This is a genomic window from Nocardia carnea (assembly GCF_029869215.1).
In the GTDB taxonomy this organism is placed as follows: domain Bacteria; phylum Actinomycetota; class Actinomycetes; order Mycobacteriales; family Mycobacteriaceae; genus Nocardia; species Nocardia carnea_B.
This window is the reverse complement of record NZ_JARWPM010000246.1, coordinates 16,562-32,605: the sequence shown is the minus strand read 5'-3', so window position 1 is coordinate 32,605 and position 16,044 is coordinate 16,562. Positions and strand designations below refer to the sequence as shown.

General features: G+C 67.6%; 15 protein-coding genes and 1 pseudogene. 9 read left to right on the top strand and 7 right to left on the bottom strand.

Annotation, left to right across the window (positions count from 1 at the left end; all coding sequences use genetic code 11):
* The first annotated feature begins 73 nt into the window (after positions 1–73).
* From QH276_RS17345 to QH276_RS17330, 4 genes are all read left to right on the top strand, one after another.
* The gene (locus QH276_RS17345) at positions 74–1,489 is read left to right on the top strand and encodes an MFS transporter (RefSeq protein WP_280401223.1); all 1,416 of its coding nucleotides are present in this window, start codon (positions 74–76) and stop codon (positions 1,487–1,489) included.
* Entirely contained in the window at positions 1,486–2,832 is a 1,347-nt protein-coding gene (gudD, locus tag QH276_RS17340) for a glucarate dehydratase (protein WP_280401222.1), read from the top strand. The genes QH276_RS17345 and gudD overlap by 4 nt, the downstream gene beginning before the upstream one ends.
* Before the next feature lie 117 nt (positions 2,833–2,949).
* The gene (locus QH276_RS17335; RefSeq protein WP_280401221.1) at positions 2,950–3,435 is read left to right on the top strand and encodes an RrF2 family transcriptional regulator; all 486 of its coding nucleotides are present in this window, start codon (positions 2,950–2,952) and stop codon (positions 3,433–3,435) included.
* A gap of 111 nt (positions 3,436–3,546) precedes the next feature.
* On the top strand, positions 3,547–4,770 hold the full coding sequence (locus QH276_RS17330) for an NAD(P)/FAD-dependent oxidoreductase (protein WP_280401220.1): 1,224 nt from the start codon (positions 3,547–3,549) through the stop codon (positions 4,768–4,770).
* 45 nt (positions 4,771–4,815) lie between these two features.
* Here QH276_RS17330 and QH276_RS17325 read toward each other — a convergent pair whose 3' ends face one another.
* A complete protein-coding gene (locus QH276_RS17325) occupies positions 4,816–6,015 on the bottom strand; it encodes an MFS transporter (protein WP_280401219.1) in 1,200 nt (399 codons plus the stop codon).
* The gene (locus QH276_RS17320; protein WP_280401218.1) at positions 6,012–6,665 is read right to left on the bottom strand and encodes a GntR family transcriptional regulator; all 654 of its coding nucleotides are present in this window, start codon (positions 6,663–6,665) and stop codon (positions 6,012–6,014) included. Before QH276_RS17320 ends, QH276_RS17325 begins: the two co-directional genes overlap by 4 nt.
* 404 nt (positions 6,666–7,069) lie before the next feature.
* On the opposite strand from QH276_RS17320, the gene QH276_RS17315 reads away from it, so the two are divergent.
* Positions 7,070–7,864: a thioesterase family protein gene (locus tag QH276_RS17315; RefSeq protein ID WP_280401217.1), complete on the top strand. Its 795-nt coding sequence runs from the start codon at positions 7,070–7,072 to the stop codon at positions 7,862–7,864.
* Here QH276_RS17315 and QH276_RS17310 read toward each other — a convergent pair.
* Positions 7,848–8,465 carry a TetR/AcrR family transcriptional regulator gene (locus QH276_RS17310; RefSeq protein ID WP_280401216.1) on the bottom strand — a complete coding sequence of 206 codons (618 nt, stop codon included), beginning with the start codon at positions 8,463–8,465 and terminating at the stop codon, positions 7,848–7,850. The two genes, QH276_RS17315 and QH276_RS17310, sit on opposite strands and share 17 nt — an antisense overlap.
* 63 nt (positions 8,466–8,528) lie before the next feature.
* Between QH276_RS17310 and QH276_RS17305 the strand changes: the two genes are divergently transcribed.
* Complete coding sequence (locus QH276_RS17305; protein ID WP_280401215.1) at positions 8,529–9,038, top strand: GNAT family N-acetyltransferase; 510 nt, start codon at positions 8,529–8,531, stop codon at positions 9,036–9,038.
* Between the two features lie 1,415 nt (positions 9,039–10,453).
* Here the strand turns inward: QH276_RS17305 and QH276_RS17300 are convergent.
* Both QH276_RS17300 and QH276_RS17295 read right to left on the bottom strand, forming a co-directional pair.
* Positions 10,454–10,864: a nitroreductase/quinone reductase family protein gene (locus QH276_RS17300; RefSeq protein WP_280401214.1), complete on the bottom strand. Its 411-nt coding sequence runs from the start codon at positions 10,862–10,864 to the stop codon at positions 10,454–10,456.
* Positions 10,865–10,900: 36 nt separating this feature from the next.
* Positions 10,901–11,224 (bottom strand): hypothetical protein, encoded by a 324-nt coding sequence (locus tag QH276_RS17295; RefSeq protein ID WP_280401213.1) that lies wholly within the window; start codon positions 11,222–11,224, stop codon positions 10,901–10,903.
* Between the two features lie 132 nt (positions 11,225–11,356).
* Here QH276_RS17295 and QH276_RS17290 point away from each other — a divergent pair, with 132 nt between their 5' ends.
* The gene (locus QH276_RS17290; RefSeq protein ID WP_280401212.1) at positions 11,357–11,935 is read left to right on the top strand and encodes a TetR/AcrR family transcriptional regulator; all 579 of its coding nucleotides are present in this window, start codon (positions 11,357–11,359) and stop codon (positions 11,933–11,935) included.
* Positions 11,936–12,097: 162 nt separating this feature from the next.
* Here QH276_RS17290 and QH276_RS17285 read toward each other — a convergent pair.
* Positions 12,098–12,351: pseudogene (locus QH276_RS17285) on the bottom strand (4-hydroxy-2-oxovalerate aldolase); the annotation flags it as partial.
* 211 nt (positions 12,352–12,562) lie between these two features.
* Here QH276_RS17285 and QH276_RS17280 point away from each other — a divergent pair.
* Positions 12,563–13,243 (top strand): 2'-5' RNA ligase family protein, encoded by a 681-nt coding sequence (locus QH276_RS17280; RefSeq protein WP_280406809.1) that lies wholly within the window; start codon positions 12,563–12,565, stop codon positions 13,241–13,243.
* Here QH276_RS17280 and QH276_RS17275 read toward each other — a convergent pair.
* A complete protein-coding gene (locus QH276_RS17275; RefSeq protein ID WP_280401210.1) occupies positions 13,209–14,480 on the bottom strand; it encodes a helix-turn-helix domain-containing protein in 1,272 nt (423 codons plus the stop codon). The genes QH276_RS17280 and QH276_RS17275 overlap by 35 nt on opposite strands.
* A 209-nt stretch (positions 14,481–14,689) precedes the next feature.
* Here QH276_RS17275 and QH276_RS17270 point away from each other — a divergent pair, with 209 nt between their 5' ends.
* Positions 14,690–16,042 carry a hypothetical protein gene (locus QH276_RS17270; RefSeq protein WP_280401209.1) on the top strand — a complete coding sequence of 451 codons (1,353 nt, stop codon included), beginning with the start codon at positions 14,690–14,692 and terminating at the stop codon, positions 16,040–16,042.
* The last annotated feature ends 2 nt before the right edge of the window (positions 16,043–16,044 follow it).

Here is a 16,044-nt window from a genome sequence, read left to right as displayed (position 1 = left end):
TCACCCGCCCTCAGTAGTCCATTTCCACGGCACCCCGTGAGCGCGGTGGTGGTTCGACCGAAAGGAGTGAACGATGCCGTTCACTCAACAGCCGACGGCGGAACTCGAGTCCGCTGTGTCGAAATTCTTTCGACGCGTCGTACCGCTGTTCATCATCATGCTGATCTGCAATCAGCTCAATCGATCCAATATCGGCTATGCCCGCGAGTATCTCGAGGCCGATGTCGGTATCGGCGCCGCCGCCTACGGTTTCGGCGCCGGTGTCTTCTTCATCGCCTACGCGCTGTTCGAACTGCCGAGCAACGTGATGATGGAAAAGTACGGTGCGCGTATCTGGCTCACCCGGATCATGATCAGCTGGGGTCTGGTCTCGGCCGCCATGATGTTCGTGCAGAACGCCACCATGTTCTACGTGCTGCGCTTCCTGCTCGGTGCGGCCGAGGCCGGTTTCTTCCCGGCCGTCATCTTCTACCTGGCCAAATGGCTGCCCAACAGTCACCGCGGCCGCGCCACCGCGCTGTTCGTCGCCGGATCCTCGGTCGCCGCCGCCATTTCCGGCCCGCTGTCCGGGCCGCTGCTCTCGCTCGACGACACCCTCGGCCTGCACGGCTGGCAGTGGCTGTTCGGGATCGAGGGGGCGGTATCGGTACTCGTCGGCATCATCGCCTACGCATTCCTCGATTCTCATATCAAGGATGCGAAATGGCTGACGGCAGGTGAAAAGAAAGCGCTCGTCGACACCATTTCCGCCGAGGAAACCGATAAAGCGGCCAATTCCGGTGTCTCGCACCGCGCGTCCCGGTGGCGGATGCTGCTGGATCCGAAGCTGATGCTGTTCTGCTGGATCTATTTCGCGATCCAATTGTCGATCTATGCGAACACCTTCTGGCTGCCCTCGATCATCCGGCGCATCGACGGCGTGAACGATATAACCGTCGGCCTGCTCTCCTCGCTGCCGTGGATCTGCGCGGTGGTCGCCATGTACGTCTCGGCCCGGATCGGCGACCGCACCGGCAACCGCAAACCGCTGCTCATCATCGCGCTGCTGACGGCCGCCGTCGGCACCTATTTCGCCGCCATCGCCTCGCCGTGGCTCGCGCTGGTGTTCCTGTGCATCGCCGCAATGGGCTTCAAGAGTGCCTCGCCGCTGTTCTGGTCCATCCCGCAATCCGGTCTGCATCCGCTGGTGCTGGCGCCCGCCATCGCGATCATCAACTCGATCGGCAACCTGGGCGGGTTCGTCGCACCGTACGGGTTCGGGCTGGTGAAGGAGGCCACCGGCGAGGTGACCTGGGGTCTGTACGCACTCGCCGCGGCATCGGTGCTGGCGGCCGCCTCGGTGCTGCTGGTCCGCCGGGCCGGGAATCGGCAGGAACTCGCCCATCCCACGCCCGAACCGACCGCGTCGACCTCCCCGTCCACCACAGAATCGCCGGCCGCGGAAACCGGCCGCACCGGCGCCGTCACAACCCTGGAGAAGCGCGCATGACCACCCCGACCCGCACCCCTCGCATCACCGATATGCGCGTCGTGCCGATCGCCGGACACGACAGCATGCTGCTCAACCTCAGCGGCGCCCACGCCCCCTACTTCACCCGCAACCTGGTGATCCTCACCGATACCGACGGCCGCACCGGCGTCGGCGAAGTGCCCGGCGGCGAACGGATCCGCGCGACCCTCTCCGATGCGCGCGATCTGGTACTCGGCCGGTCGGTCGGCGAATACCACGCCGTGCTGGCCGATATCCGCCGCACCTTCGCGGCCCGCGACGCCGGCGGCCGCGGGAACCAGACCTTCGACCTGCGGGTCACCGTACACGCGGTGACCGCGGTGGAATCGGCCCTGCTCGACCTGCTCGGGCAGCACCTCGAGGTACCGGTCGCGGCGCTGCTCGGTGAGGGTGTGCAGCGCGAACGGGTGCCGGCGCTGGGTTATCTGTTCTTCATCGGCGACCGCCACCGCACCGATCTGGCCTACCGGTCCGGCGCCGACGAACCCACCGGCGCCGACGAGTGGATGCGGCTGCGGCACGAGGAAGCGCTCACCCCGGACGCCGTGGTCGCGCTGGCCCGGGCCGCCCGGCAGCGCTACGGTTTCCGCGATTTCAAACTCAAGGGCGGTGTGCTGCCCGGTCCGGAAGAGGCCGCGGCCGTCCGCGCACTGGCCGAGGAATTCCCGGACGCCCGGATCACCCTCGACCCCAACGGCGGCTGGCTGCTGCGCGAGGCGATTCCGCTGTGCCGGGACCTGCGCGATGTACTCGCCTACGCCGAAGACCCGGTCGGACCCGAGGGTGCGTTCTCGGGTCGTGAGGTGATGGCCGAGTTCAAACGGGCCACGGGATTGCCGACCGCCACCAATATGATCGCCACCGACTGGCGCGAACTCGGGCATACCGTGCGCGCCGGGGCCGTGGACATTCCGCTGGCCGACCCGCATTTCTGGACGATGGCCGGTTCGGTGCGGGTGGCTCAGTTGTGCGACGCCTGGGGGCTCACCTGGGGTTCACACTCCAACAACCATTTCGATGTCTCGCTGGCCATGTTCACCCACGTGGCCGCCGCGGCACCCGGCGAGATCACCGCGATCGATACGCACTGGATCTGGCAGGACGGGCAGCGCATCACCCGCGACCCGTACCGGATCGTCGACGGCGAACTCACCGTTCCACAGCGCCCCGGCCTGGGCATCGACCTCGACGAGGACCGGGTGGCCGCCGCGCACGAGTTGTATCAGCGGGAGGGCCTGGGTGAACGCAACGATGCCGCGACCATGCAGTACCTGATCCCCGGCTGGACCTTCGACAGCAAACGACCGGCCCTGAGCCGCTGAGATTTCCGGCCCGCCCGGCGTCGGATACATGTTCGCCCGCAGCCCGATCGGCTGCGGGCGAACGTGTCTGCGCAGCCGCACTTGCCCGAATAAACGGGGATATCTAATATCCCTTTTATGAAAATGGGCGAAGGCGTCGAATGGAGCCTGCACTGCTGCGTCACCCTGGCCTGGACAGAGGAGCAGTGGCCGGTTCCGATCGCCCGCCTCGCCGCGTGGTTCGACCTGCCGGTGGAATACCTGAAGAAGCGGCTACAGGCTCTCGTCCGCGCCGGGATACTCACCTCGACCCCCGGCATCCGGGGCGGGTTCGGCCTGGCCCGGCCGGCGGAGCAGATCAGCCTGCTCGATGTCGTGACCGCGATCGAAGGTGGTACCGACCCGTTCCGCTGCACCGAGATCCGGCAGCGCGGGCACAGCGGCCGCACCGCCACCGCGGATTTCGCCCATCCGTGCGGTATCGCGCTGGCCATGCGTCGCGCGGAGCTGGCCTGGCGGCGTGAACTCGCGGCGCAGACCATTGCCGATCTCGCCGCCGCGGCGCCGGCCGGCTCCGCGGAACGTACCCGGTGCGAGATCGCGAACGCGGGCAGGACCGGCTGACGAATCCGGAACCCCCTCGGAAGTCCCGGTACCGAGGGCGGGGACCCGATCGATCGCACGGTTCGGGATCGCCCGGGAACTATCCGAAACTGCACCGAAGAGGAGCCGAGTATGTCCGGAATAGTGGTGGTTGGCGGCGGTTTCGCCGGGGTGTGGAGCGCGGCCGGTGCGGTGCGCCTGGCGCGCATGGCGGGTCGTGAGCTGCCGGTCACCCTTGTCTCGCCCGGCGCCGATCTGGTGATCCGTCCTCGCCTGTACCAGGCCGAACCGGAACGGATGCGGGTCTCGCTGGATCGGATCCTCGGCCCCGTCGGCGTGCGCCGGATCGCGGCCGCGGCGACCGGCATCGATACCACCGAGCGGACCGTGACCACACTCGACGGCGCGGGCCGGACCGCCGAAATCGCCTACGACCGTGTGATTCTCGCGACCGGAAGCGAACTGGTCCGGCCGGATCTGCCCGGTGCCGAACTGCTGTTCGACGTAGACACCTTGCCCACGGCAACAGCGCTCGACGCCCATCTGAACCGGCTCCCCGGCCTGCCGCCCGGCGACGGCCGGTTCACCGCCGTCGTCGTCGGTGCGGGATTCACCGGCCTGGAGATCGCCACCGAACTCGTGGACCGGCTCGGTGCGCTCGCCGCGACCCGGGCGCCCGGCGATAGGGTCCGGGTGGTTCTGGTGGAGCGTGCCGACGTCATCGGACCGGAGCTCGGCCCCGGGCCGCGTGCGGAGATCACCGACGCCCTGGCTGCCCTGGGTGTGGAATCCCGGCTCGGAGTGAGCGTGGCGGCGGTGGAACCGGATCGGGTCATATTGTCCGACGGCACGCACCTCGCCACCCACACCACGGTCTGGACGGCGGGAGTGCGGGCCGGTGCGCTCACCGCCGATATCCCCGGAACTCACGACCGGCTGGGCCGGTTGGCGGTCGACGAGCACCTGGCGGTTACCGGAGTGCCCGGCGTCTACGCGGCCGGGGATACCGCCGCCGCGGCCGCCGAACCGGGACATCAGGTCATGCAGTGCTGCCAGCACGCCCTGCAACTGGGCAAATTCGCGGGCCACAACGCCGCCGCCGAGCTGCTGGGCCTTCCCGCCGTGCCGTTCACCGCGAGCCCCTACGTCACCTGCCTCGACCTGGGCTCCCACGGCGCGGTGTTCACCAACGGCTGGGACCGCCGGGTGGTGGCGACCGGCGCGGTCGCGAAGGACCGCAAGCGCAAGGTCAACGAACTGTGGATCTACCCGCCCACCGACGACCCGGACGAACTCCTGCGCCAAGCCGATTACCGGTTCTCGGTCCGTCAGATCGCCGAACCCCGGCCGGTATGAGCAGCCGGCGCCGTCGCTCGGTACCGGCGCCCATCCGAGCGCCGGTCACCACGCGCCGGCCAATTCCTTCTCCGCGACCTCGCCCGCGGGCAGATGAGCCCGGGAATACCGCAGAATCACCGCGGCACCCGACACTGCGACCAGTACCAGCACGCCGAGTAGCACCGGGTAGTCCGCTACCGGACTGAGCAGGCTCAACACCGACGGCAACAGGAACCCGAGGTACGCGAGCGCGTAGTACGCGCCGGTGAGGGCGGCGAGTTCGTGAGGCGCCGCCAGGCGTTGCAACTCCAGCAGGCCCGACACCAGCGCGATCCCGTACGCGCAGCCCAGCGCCAGCGCCGCGACCAGTGCCAGCGCGGGTGAGCGCACGATCGCGGCGAGTGTGCTGACCAGCAGGCCCGCCGGCATCAGCGTCATCGAGACGAGCACCGCGCGGGCACTGGACGGGCGGTCGAGCCGTTTCGCCAGCGGTTGCACCAGAGTGCCCGCAACCAGAGTGCCGACCGTCAGGATGGTCGAATACAACAGGCTCCACTGCCCGACCCGGTCGCCGACGAGCTGCGGCATGATCGCGTAGGCCACCGCCGCCGAACCGAAGATCCACGGCGCCATCGGCATGATCACTCGGCGGAAACGCGGATGGCGTAACCCGGCGAACTGCCCGCGGGCAGGCGGCCCCGCCACTCCGGTTTCCGGCACGCACAACACGAACGGCAGGACCGCCAGCGCGAGCAGTGCGTGCACGAGATAGGGCGTGACCATCGGCGCCGGCCCCCATTGCGCGAGTCCACCGGCCACGGCCGCGCCCAGTGCGAAACCCGCGGTGAGCCAGAGTGCGGCGCGGCGGGCGCCCGTTCCGGGAGCCGCACCGGCGCGGTCGCACAGTTCGGTGACCCAAGTGGTGCCGACCGCCATGGCCACCGCGACCCCGAATCCCGTGATCAGCCGGCCCACGCCGATCCAGCCCACCCCGGACACCCCGGCCGCCAGGAGCAGGCTGGCGACCAGGGAGGCCAGTACGCCGCTGAGCGCGACCGGGCGCCGGCCGAAACGCTCGGACAGTCCGCCCGTCACCAGCAGGCCGGGAACCAGGCCCACCACGTAGGCACCGAGCAGGGCGTTCACGGTCAGCGCCGAATAACCGGCGTCCCGGTACATCACCAGCAGCGGGGTGAACTGGTTACCGCCCCACGCGGAAACAAAGATCGCGGCCAGGGCCGCCGGCCAGGAGCGGCTCGTCATCGCCGATGCGTCCCGTCCAGGTGTGCCCGCAGCGCGGTGGTGAACGCGGCGGCATCCCCGGATTCGATGATCTCGATGAGCTCGCCGTGTTCGCGCAGCACCACCGGGATGTGGTCGGGTACCGGGCCCAATGCGGCCACGTTCATCCGGCGCTGCCGATCGGCCAGCCCGGTGTAGAACCGGATCAGCAAGGAATTTCCACCGGCCTCGACCAGAGTGCGATGGAACCGTTCGTCGGCCTCGGCGAAGGCTTGCAGATCCGCCCTCTCCGCCTGCTCGCGCTGTACCTGGAGCGCGGCCCGCAGTTTTTCGACGGCAGCCGGCACGCGTTCCGTAGCGCGTAGCAGCCGGCGGACCGCGGCGCTCTCCACCGCCTCCCGGGCGTCGAGCACATCCTCGGCTTCCCCCGGCGGGACCGGCGCCACGATCGCGCCGCGTTTCGGCACGAGCGTCAGCAGTTCCTCCGCCTGCAGCCGGACGAACGCCTCACGCACCGGGGTTCGGCTCAGCCCGAGCCGACCGGCGATCTCGGTCTCGCTGAACAGGTGACCACCCGGAAGTTCACCGGAGAGCACCAGCTCTTTGGTGAGTTGATACGCCCGGTCGGCGGCGCTCGCGGGGGTCTGACCTCGGTCCGGATTCTTCTGCACTCCCCTACCCTAACGAATAGATACATACTTGCATGCAAGCATGTATCCGAGCGTGCCGGCCGTCGCATGACGATCCAGGCGCGACCGGGGCCGGATCGCACGGAGCCGGCCGCCACGCCGTTTTGGGAGGCCGGCCCCGCACTCCACCGCGGTCGACGGTGGTTTCGCTGCCGCCGACACACATTGCGCACGCCGGCACAGGGACGACTCCGTCGTCCGGCAGTCACCCGCCACCGCCACCGGACAGCGGCGCCGGCCGGCGATTACCGGCGCCGATCGCCTCCCGGCCGCAACCTCGCCGATCCGGAGAGCGGGATCGGCCGATATGCCCGCACAGCCGCTCGGTAACGTCGGAATACGGCACCACCAGGCGGCGACCGCCGAGCACGAGAACGGACAACGACGTGAACGAGGCCTTCTACCTGCCCGACCCCGCGGACCCGCGGCGGTTCGTCTCCACCGAACTGCCCCGCGGACCGTGGTCGCCCGACGCTCAGCACGCCGGCCCGCCGTCCGCGCTGCTGGGGCATGTGATCGAGCGGTGCGAACCCCGCCCGGGCTTCCAGGTGGGCCGCGTCGCGGTGGAAATCCTGGGTCCGGTCCCACTGGCCCCGCTCACCGCGGAGGCCCGGCTGGTGCGGCCGGGTCGCAGTGTCGAACTGATCGAGGCGACGTTGTCCACCGAGCGCGGGCCGGTGATGCGGGCGAACGCCTGGCGGTTCAAACTCGCCGAACCGGATCTGGAGCTACCGCCGCGGTTCCTCCCGGCGGGTTCGCGACCCGGCCCCGAACAGGCGCCCGCACCGGAACCGTTCCCGTCCACGCAGCCGGTCGGCTTCCACACCGGGATCGAATACCGTTTCGCCGCAGGTTCTTTCGCCGAACCCGGTCCGGCCGTCTGCTGGATCCGGCTGAAGTACCCGATCGTCGCCGGCACCACCCCGAGCCCGCTGGAACGCACGCTGGCCGCCGCCGATTCCGGTAACGGCGTCAGCTCCGTGCTGGATTGGAACAGCTACCTTTTCATCAACACCGACCTGACGGTCACCCTGCACCGGCAGCCGGCCGGGGAATGGGTCTGTCTGGACGCTGTCACCCATCCCCAGCCGCACGGTATCGGCCTCGCCGAATCCGCGCTCTTCGACGAGAAGGGTCCGCTCGGCCGCAGCACCCAGACCCTGTTCATCGGTCCGCGATAGGGGACCCGCCGGGAGCGGCCGTGGCGCCGAACCTGGACCGCACCGCCCGGTCCACCCGTTCGGCGTCCCCGGTCGCGAGGAGGTCCAGCAACGCGCCCCGGAGCACGGCCAGCACCTCGGTGCGCTCGGCGATACCCGCCGCGGTCTCCCGAACCCGGCCGGGCTGGGCGGCGGCGAGCACCTCGAGCCAGTCGGTGACCGTCGCCTGCGCGAAACCCGCCCAGGGTCCGCCCAGTTCGACCAGCGACCGGGCATACCCCTCCACCCAGAGCGCGAGCAGCGCGCGATGCGCGGGATCGGCCAGCCAGCTCCACAGCAGCACCGCGACCCGGGGCAGCCGGTTCTCCCCCGCCGCACCCGGCGGTAATTCGCCGAGCCGGGCGAGCAGCGCGAGTTCGTCCGCGCGAGCCCGGGCCAGCAGTGCTTTGACGAGCCCGTCCTTGCTCCCGAACAGATACAGCAGCACCCGGGGGCTGGTCCCGGTCGCTTTCGCGAGGGGTCGCAGGGACAGTTCCCCCAGCCCGTGCTCCAGCACATAGCCGTAGGCGGCTTCGAGCAGTTCGGTCCGCCGCGCCGACGGGGTTGCGTTCGAGTGCACCATCTGTGCATTCTGACACCACTGAAACAGTCGTTTCAGTGGTGGCTACCGGATGCGGAGGACCCCATGACCGCGGCACACGACGGCGCGCAGCCCCGGGCGACGATCCGCGAGCTCGGCACACCCGGTGATCGGGGCTGGGTGATCCAGGCGCACGGCGAGCTCTATGCCGGCGAATTCGGCTGGGACAGCAGCTTCGAAACCCTGGTCACCGATATCGTCGCCGCCTACGCGCGAGCACACGATCCGGCCCGGGAGGCCGCCTGGATCGCCACCCTCGACGGCGAACGTGTCGGCTGCGTGTTCTGTGTCCGCGAGGATGCCGAGACCGCGAAATTACGCCTCCTGCTCGTCCATCCGAAGGCACGCGGACACGGACTGGGCGAGCGATTGGTCACGACCTGCCTGGAATTCGCCCGCAACGCCGGCTATCGGCGCATCACCCTGTGGACGAATTCGGTACTCGCCGCGGCCCGGCGGATATACGTGGCGCAGGGCTTCGAACTGGTAGACGAAGCACCGCACCACAGTTTCGGCCGGGACCTGGTCGGCCAGCACTGGTCACGGAACCTGTAGCGGCGCGCTGCGCGGGTCGGTCCACGGCGTGCGCCCCGGCAGTGCGGCCGCCGGGGTAGCGGCAGCCGTTCCGGACATCGGAGTCGCATCGGCCAACGAGGGTGCGCGCCCCGGCCAATTCCCGGGGTACCGCGGGGCCCAGCGGCCTGGATGCTGAGGCCTAGCGCCGGGTATCCCCGGATTCCCTGGGCTTCGCCGCCCGGGTACGGCGGGATCGCGCCCGGGGTAACCGGGCGCGATCGCACCGTTGTCGCGGGCGGGTGCTGGGCCATATGCTCGTCGAATTGCTTCCGTAAGGCGTCGAGCTCAGCAGTGAGACCGTGGACATCACCGGCAATCCGGTCGTTCGCCGCCACCGCCTGACTCAATATTTCCCGGCCGCGCCCGAATGCCTCGTTCAGCACCCCGAGCGCATGCATCGGCACCGACGTTCCGGGAGCCGGCGCGGCGCCGGCGCGCGTGTTGACGGTCTCGATGAGCGCGTCGACCGCCAGCTGCCCCTCGTCGGAGACTCGATCGGCGCCAACGGCGATCAACGCGACCGCCCTGGCGTCGAGTTCGGCGAAACCGGCCATCACAGTGTTGAGACGTTGCGCTTTCTTGCCGTAGTCGGGCACTCCGGATGCCTCCGCGCCGTGAGCGTGCTCCGGCAGTTCCGGTGCGGGTGGCGCGGTCCGCTCCCCGGTCCCGAAACTCTTCCACACCGAGCAGAGGTAGCCGGGCAGGCTCAGGTACATCTCGCCGACGGCGCTCGCCCCGGTGAGATCGGCCGGCATCCGCAGGTTCGACATCGCCGCGGGGCAGCCACCGTTGCCGATATCGGTGGTATCGATCGAGACGATCTGCGGGGACTGCGGTGAGACCGCGTACGAGCCGAAACCGCCGCCCAGCGCGGCGAGCACCCCGCCCTCCCGTTTCGGGCCGTGGACCAGGACCAGGCCGGCTTTGTGATCCACATGCCGCTTGACCGCCCCGGCGATCCCGGTATCCGCGGCCTTGGCCAGCCCTTTCTCCACTCCCTCCTCGAGGAGCTTTCCCGCCAGATTCGCGCCCCAGGCCCCGCCCGCTCCGCCGATCCCGGCGACCAGGGCTTCCTCCACCGCGTCGCCCGTTCCCTTGTCGTCGACGAGGGTTGCACCGAGGAAGGACCCCACCATCGCCCCGAGGAAAGCTCCCGGCGGTCCGAGGAATCCGCCGGCCACCGCTCCGCCGATCAGGCTCCCGGCATCGGCCCCGGAGACATCCAAGTCGAAAATACCCACTCATCAAGCTTTTTGGAGCCAGTGCAGGTCTTGCCGGTTCCGGACAGAACCCTGATGGGTCCACCGGGGTCCTTTGACGACATATCTACGGGTCCGGGCGTTCCCGCGCATCTCGGAATGCATCACCGGAACAACTCCGGCATGCGACGCCGGTCAGCAGCGGGGAACGAGTGCGACGACGGGGATCACCCGTCCCGCGGTGCGGGCGAAATCGCCCAGTGCGGGCAGGATATCGGTCATCGCGCCGTACAGCCGGTCGTATTCGGGACCGGGCTCGACCACGCGGGCGGTGGTCTCGACGACCGTCGCGCCCACCTCGACCGTCGCCGCCGGATGCGCGCACAGATTGCGGAACCAGGCCGGATGCGCCGGCGCACCGGCGTTGGCGGCGACGATCACGTACCGCTCACCGTCGGCCAGGTACATCAGTGGTTTCGTATACCGCCGACCGGTCTTCGCGCCGACGGTGGTGAGCAGTAGCAGGTCGTATTCCGCGAACGGGCCGCCCACTTTTCCGCCGTTGGCACGGAACTGTTCGATCACATCGTTATCCCAGGCCGCCATTGCCACTCCGTTCCGGATCGAGTACCCGATCCACGCTCATCGGACGGTGGCCGGCACGGGATTCGGCCTACCCAGCGACTCGTTCCACCGGAACGCGCCGCGCATACCGTGGAAGACGGTCATGATCAGCCCGCCCGCGCACAGGGCCGCGAATCCGGGCCACCAATGTGCCGAGAGGTCGGCCCAGTAGCCGAGAACCACGGCCATGATCAGCCCGGACGCCCCGGCGAGCGCGTTGCGCACCGGAGCATTGCCGAGGAGGTTCGGGAATTCTTCGCCCATCATCCCTTTGGCGAAATGCGGGAAGGCGTTCACACCCAGCACGCCCGCGAGAAATGCCAGAACAATCGTTTGCCACATCAGAGCACCCCAATTCAGTCAACGTCTGTAGGCTGAATCTAGCAGCCGGTGGTCGTTTCAGTCAACGTTCGTTGTCTGAATTGAGCGCGGTGTCCGCACCCGCCGCGACCGCCCGGACCTAGGCTTGGTCATGTGTCCGATCAGCAGCCGACCCGAGCCGAACAACGCCGCCGCACCCAGGAGCGGATACTGCGCGCCGCCACCGACCTGTTCGCCGAATCCGGCTACGACCGCACCACCATCCGGGCCGTCGCGGCCGCCGCGGACACCGACCCCAGCCTGGTGATGCGGTATTTCGGCTCCAAAGAAGAATTGTTCGCCCGCGTCTCGGTACCCGAACCCGACGCCCCCATCAGCGGCACCCCGGACCAGGCGGCCGAACAACTCCTCGACGCCCTGGCCGCCAAACTCGGCACCCCCGATACCGCGACCCTGGCCGCCATACGCACCATGCTCACGCAGACCGAAACCGCCGATACCGTGCGCGCGGCGATGACCGAACGCCAACGGCAAGCGGCCCAGCACCTGAGGCCCGACGACGCGGACCTGCGCGCGGGCCTGATCGGCGCCGTCACGATCGGGGTTGTGATCAGCCGCCACCTCCTCGGCCTCGACGCCGTCCGCGACGCCGACCCCGGCCGCATCATCGAACTCCTCCGCCCGGCCGTACACGAGATCGCCCACGGGACACCCCGGGAACACAATCGGTAGATGCACAATTGCCAGCGGCTTCATTCGCATTCGGATCGATGAATGTTCGACTCGTGAGCGCAGCGCCGAGCAAGACCCGATTCCGGGCAAAACCACACCTTGCGCGCGGGTTCTATCGAAAGCAAAACGCTCCCGGAGCGATTAAAGTACCCGCCCACTCCGTTTCGCCTGCTGGGCGAGTTCGGTGGGTTCGGCCATATGGCTCATCATCAGGAAGCCCGACACGTCCAACCCGATCTCGCGGGTGGTCGCGATGTGCTGAGCGGCGACATCGGCCTCGGTGCAATGCGTCGCTACCCGCGCCGATTGCACCCCCAGCCCCAGGCCCGTCGCAGGTTCTCGGCGGTGCCGACACCGGGCAGCAGCAGGCTGGTCAGCCGGGCATTCCCGATGTTCGCGGCGGCGGCCGCCAACGAGGTCCAGTCGCTGGCCGTGGCTGATGTGACTGTCCCGCGGTCGCCGACTACGGATTCGCGATGCGGCCGTCCTACTGACATCACTGACACAACCGGGAACGTCTTGCTCATGACCGACATTGCCCGGTCGACATGTCCGATCCGCTCCGACAAGGAATGATCCACCGGTATGGGTAGTTCTCGACGGACCGCGTTCCCCCCGCAGCCTCCGATGTCCACGGTCGATGCCGCGAGTATCCGCGCCAACGACTGGGCGGCATTTCGGGAATTGACCCAGCTCACGAACCATTGGACGCTCAAGGCGTGGCCAGCGGGTCGTTCTGGATTCTACTGGTATCTGACCTTCGACGACGCGGACCTGGCCACTTCGGCGAAGCACTGCCAGGACCACCTCGGTGCCGAAGGGCTGGATCCGGTACCGCTCGATGGTCTGCATCTCACGATCCTCGGCATCGGTGACACCGATCGGCTACCCACCGCGCAAGTGGAGGAGATCGTGGAGCGTTCGCGCGCTGCGTTGTCTGGTTTCGGGACGTTCGAGATCGCGGTCGGGCCGCTGGCGGGATCACCCAGCGCAATCCGGTTCTCGGTCGCACCGTGGGACAGGTTGATTGCCCTACATCGAATCCTGCGGGACTGCGCGCAGGAGGTCCTTCCTGACCGGGCATTGCGACCGACCGGCGACTTTCGGCCCCATCTGGGAATCGGTTATCTCAATACCGACCGTCGCGCCTCCGCTGTGATCGACCGGGTCCGGGAACTCCGCGCCCTACCTCCGGTGACCGTGAGTGTGAGGTGTGTGAAACTCGTCGAACTGTGGCGAGAAGAGGGAAGGTACTGCTGGCGTGATCGTGCGGTTATCGAGCTGGTGCCGGATCCTCGGGTGCGGTGAGCGGTTTGGCCGCCTGTGCCCATTCCCGCAGAAAGTTCAGGTAGGTTTGTGATACCCCGGACGGCATGGCCGTCAGGTCGGCTCCGAGTTCGTGACCGCGCTGCCACACCGACCGGATCGGCCGGTCGTCGGATGCGGTGAGGGCTTGTATGCCGAGGTGCACGGACTCTTCGGCGTCACGGGCGCGGTGGCGTAAGACGGCGGTGGCCAGATCCAGTCCGACAAGGGCTCGGCTCCATGCCGAGTCGCTGTTGTCAGCGAGTTCGACTATTGGCCGTCCCAGTTCGAGTACCCGGTCGTATTGGCCTATCGATAGGTAGGCGGTCACCGCGTTGGCAGCGAGTCGCGCCTGTCCGTAGGGGGCGAAGCTGAGCGCCGCGGTCAACCCGGTACCAACCCTGTGATCGAGTGCGATCGAATCCGCGGCGCCGATGGCCGCGTCCACGCCGGCGCGGTCGCCGAGTTTGCCGAGTGCGCGGGCGAGTCCGTTCGCATAGAGTCGGATGGATTCAGGTCCGTCGCCGGAGATTCGTATTCCATCTCGGGCCAGCTCCGCCGCCGCGCGGAATTCACCCTGGTAGTACGCGCAGAAGCTCTCGGTGCCCCGGACCCACGCCTTGAGCGAGTCATCGTCCACCAGAGATGCCAGGGCGAACGCTTCCTGGCAGTAAAGTTTGGCGTACCGGAACTGGCCTTGGTTCACCGACATGTATCCGAGGACGCCCGAGAGCTTGGCCGCCAGCAGGTAGAGCTCAGCGAGCTTGGCCGGTCGATGTTTTCGGTGCAGGAGTGCTTCCACCTTGCGCCGCAGCGCTATGACGTCGCGAGCCAGGCGGTGTGGGCCGATGGCCTCGTATCTGTCCAGTATTCGGTCGAGGGCCAGCTCGAAGGAGCCCGATACCGCATCGTCGATATCGGAAAGCGCAATTTGTTGTAGCCGTTCACCGATATCGATCGGGTCTTCATAGGTCGCATCCGCCGACGTGGTGCCCCCGGTCGGTGCTGGGATGTCGAGCGTGGATTGCAGCCTCATCCGCTGGGCGTTGTCGAGTCGTGCGAACAGTGTGTCCATGCCCGCGGCGTATTGGCCGGTGAGGGTGGCGGTGCGGCCCCGGCTCTCCCACTTGCGGATCACGGCTTCGGAGAACCCGGTCATTTCGGCGAATTCACGTTGTGTACGGCGCAGGGCCTCGGTGCGCAGTGCGCGGACCTCGACCCCGGTCCATTTCACGATCATCACGGCCCACCCCGTTCATGTATCGGTGTAGCGCAATCGTATTCGGCCCGTGGCGGTTCCGTCGCTTCAACCGGCAAATGGTTCGCGGAAGTCTGTATTCAGGCCCCGCGGCCGAGTCGATGGCCTTCCCTTGTCAGAGGTCAACAACGGACTGCGATCCATCCTCGGCTGCGGGTGCTTGCCATCAGCAGTGTGATCGGAGGTATCGGGTGAACATCCACCAACTCGTCGTGATCGGGTTCGATGAGATCGTCCGCAACAAGTACATGCCCTGTATCGAATCGGCTATTACCGAGGGGCATCTGGATTCGTGGTCGCTGGTCGACCTCGATTCCGAACGCGAGGTCATCGAGAAGCGCTTGGTCGGTGTGGCGTCGCAGCCGCGAATGAAGGTGTTCGTTCCTGATCGCGGGGACCCTGCGGAGATCAGTGAGACGACGAGGACGGCGCTCGGGTGTCTACGGTTGCCGGGGTTGCCGATGAAGGCGTATATCGCCACGGAAGTCGGTGCGCATGAACGGTATCTGCGGGAGTGCATCGCGGCGGGCGTGGATTCGCTGGTCGAGAAACCGGTATTGGCGCCGATGAACGAGGACCGATTCGATCCAGGCCGGATCACAGCCACGATGACCGATCTCATCGACACGGCAGGGCGGCGTAGGAATCGGCATTCGGTAATGACGTTGAGCCGGTATCACAGCATCTACAACGACCGCGTCGTGGCGGGGTTGCGGGAGCGGTTACTGCGCTGGCGGGCACCGGTCACCTCGTTTCACCTCCGGGCTGCGGGCGGCGTCTGGAATCTGGAACATGAGTTCGTCACCCGAGACGATCATCCGTACAGGCACGGGTACGGGATGCTCATGCACGGCAGCTACCACTACGTGGATCTGGCTGTTCAGGTGCTGTCGCTGAACAAACTGCTGTTCCCGGAGAGGTCGTTGCAGTTGCAGGTGTGTTCGTTCGGCGCCTATCCCGGGGATCAGCACAAGCGAGTGTCGCCGCCCGCGACCCGGCTACTGGGTGGTCACGCCCGGTGTTCGGTGCTCGCGCGGGAACCACAGCGGTACGGGGAAACCGATATCACGTCCACGTTTCGGCTGCTGGATGCCGATTCCGAGGCCACGATCACCTTGGGCACCCTCTCCTTCGAGCAGACCACGCCCTCAATCCGTAGCTGGGGGCCTTTCCCAGAAGGGGTGTACAACAAGAACGGCCGCACCTCGAGTGTGAATCTGGAGGCACAGCTGTCGACCCTGCATTCGGTGCATGTCTCGTGCTACGACGTGCCCAGTGGTCCGGACGCCGACCGGATCGGGGCGACCGCCGAGATCTTGACGCGCTCGAACGCCGCATTGCTCACAGAGGACGAGTACGTCTCCCGTAGTCGTCATGAAGGGTTGTTCCACAGTGACAGCAATCGGGCGCTGATGCAGAACTGGCTGCGCGGCACCGAGACTCGCAGCCGCTTGCATGAACATCTGCTGCCGATGCGTGTTACCGAAGCGCTGGCGTTGTCGCTGCGCATTCCCGGTCAGACCGTCGAGATCGATGGATTCTAGGA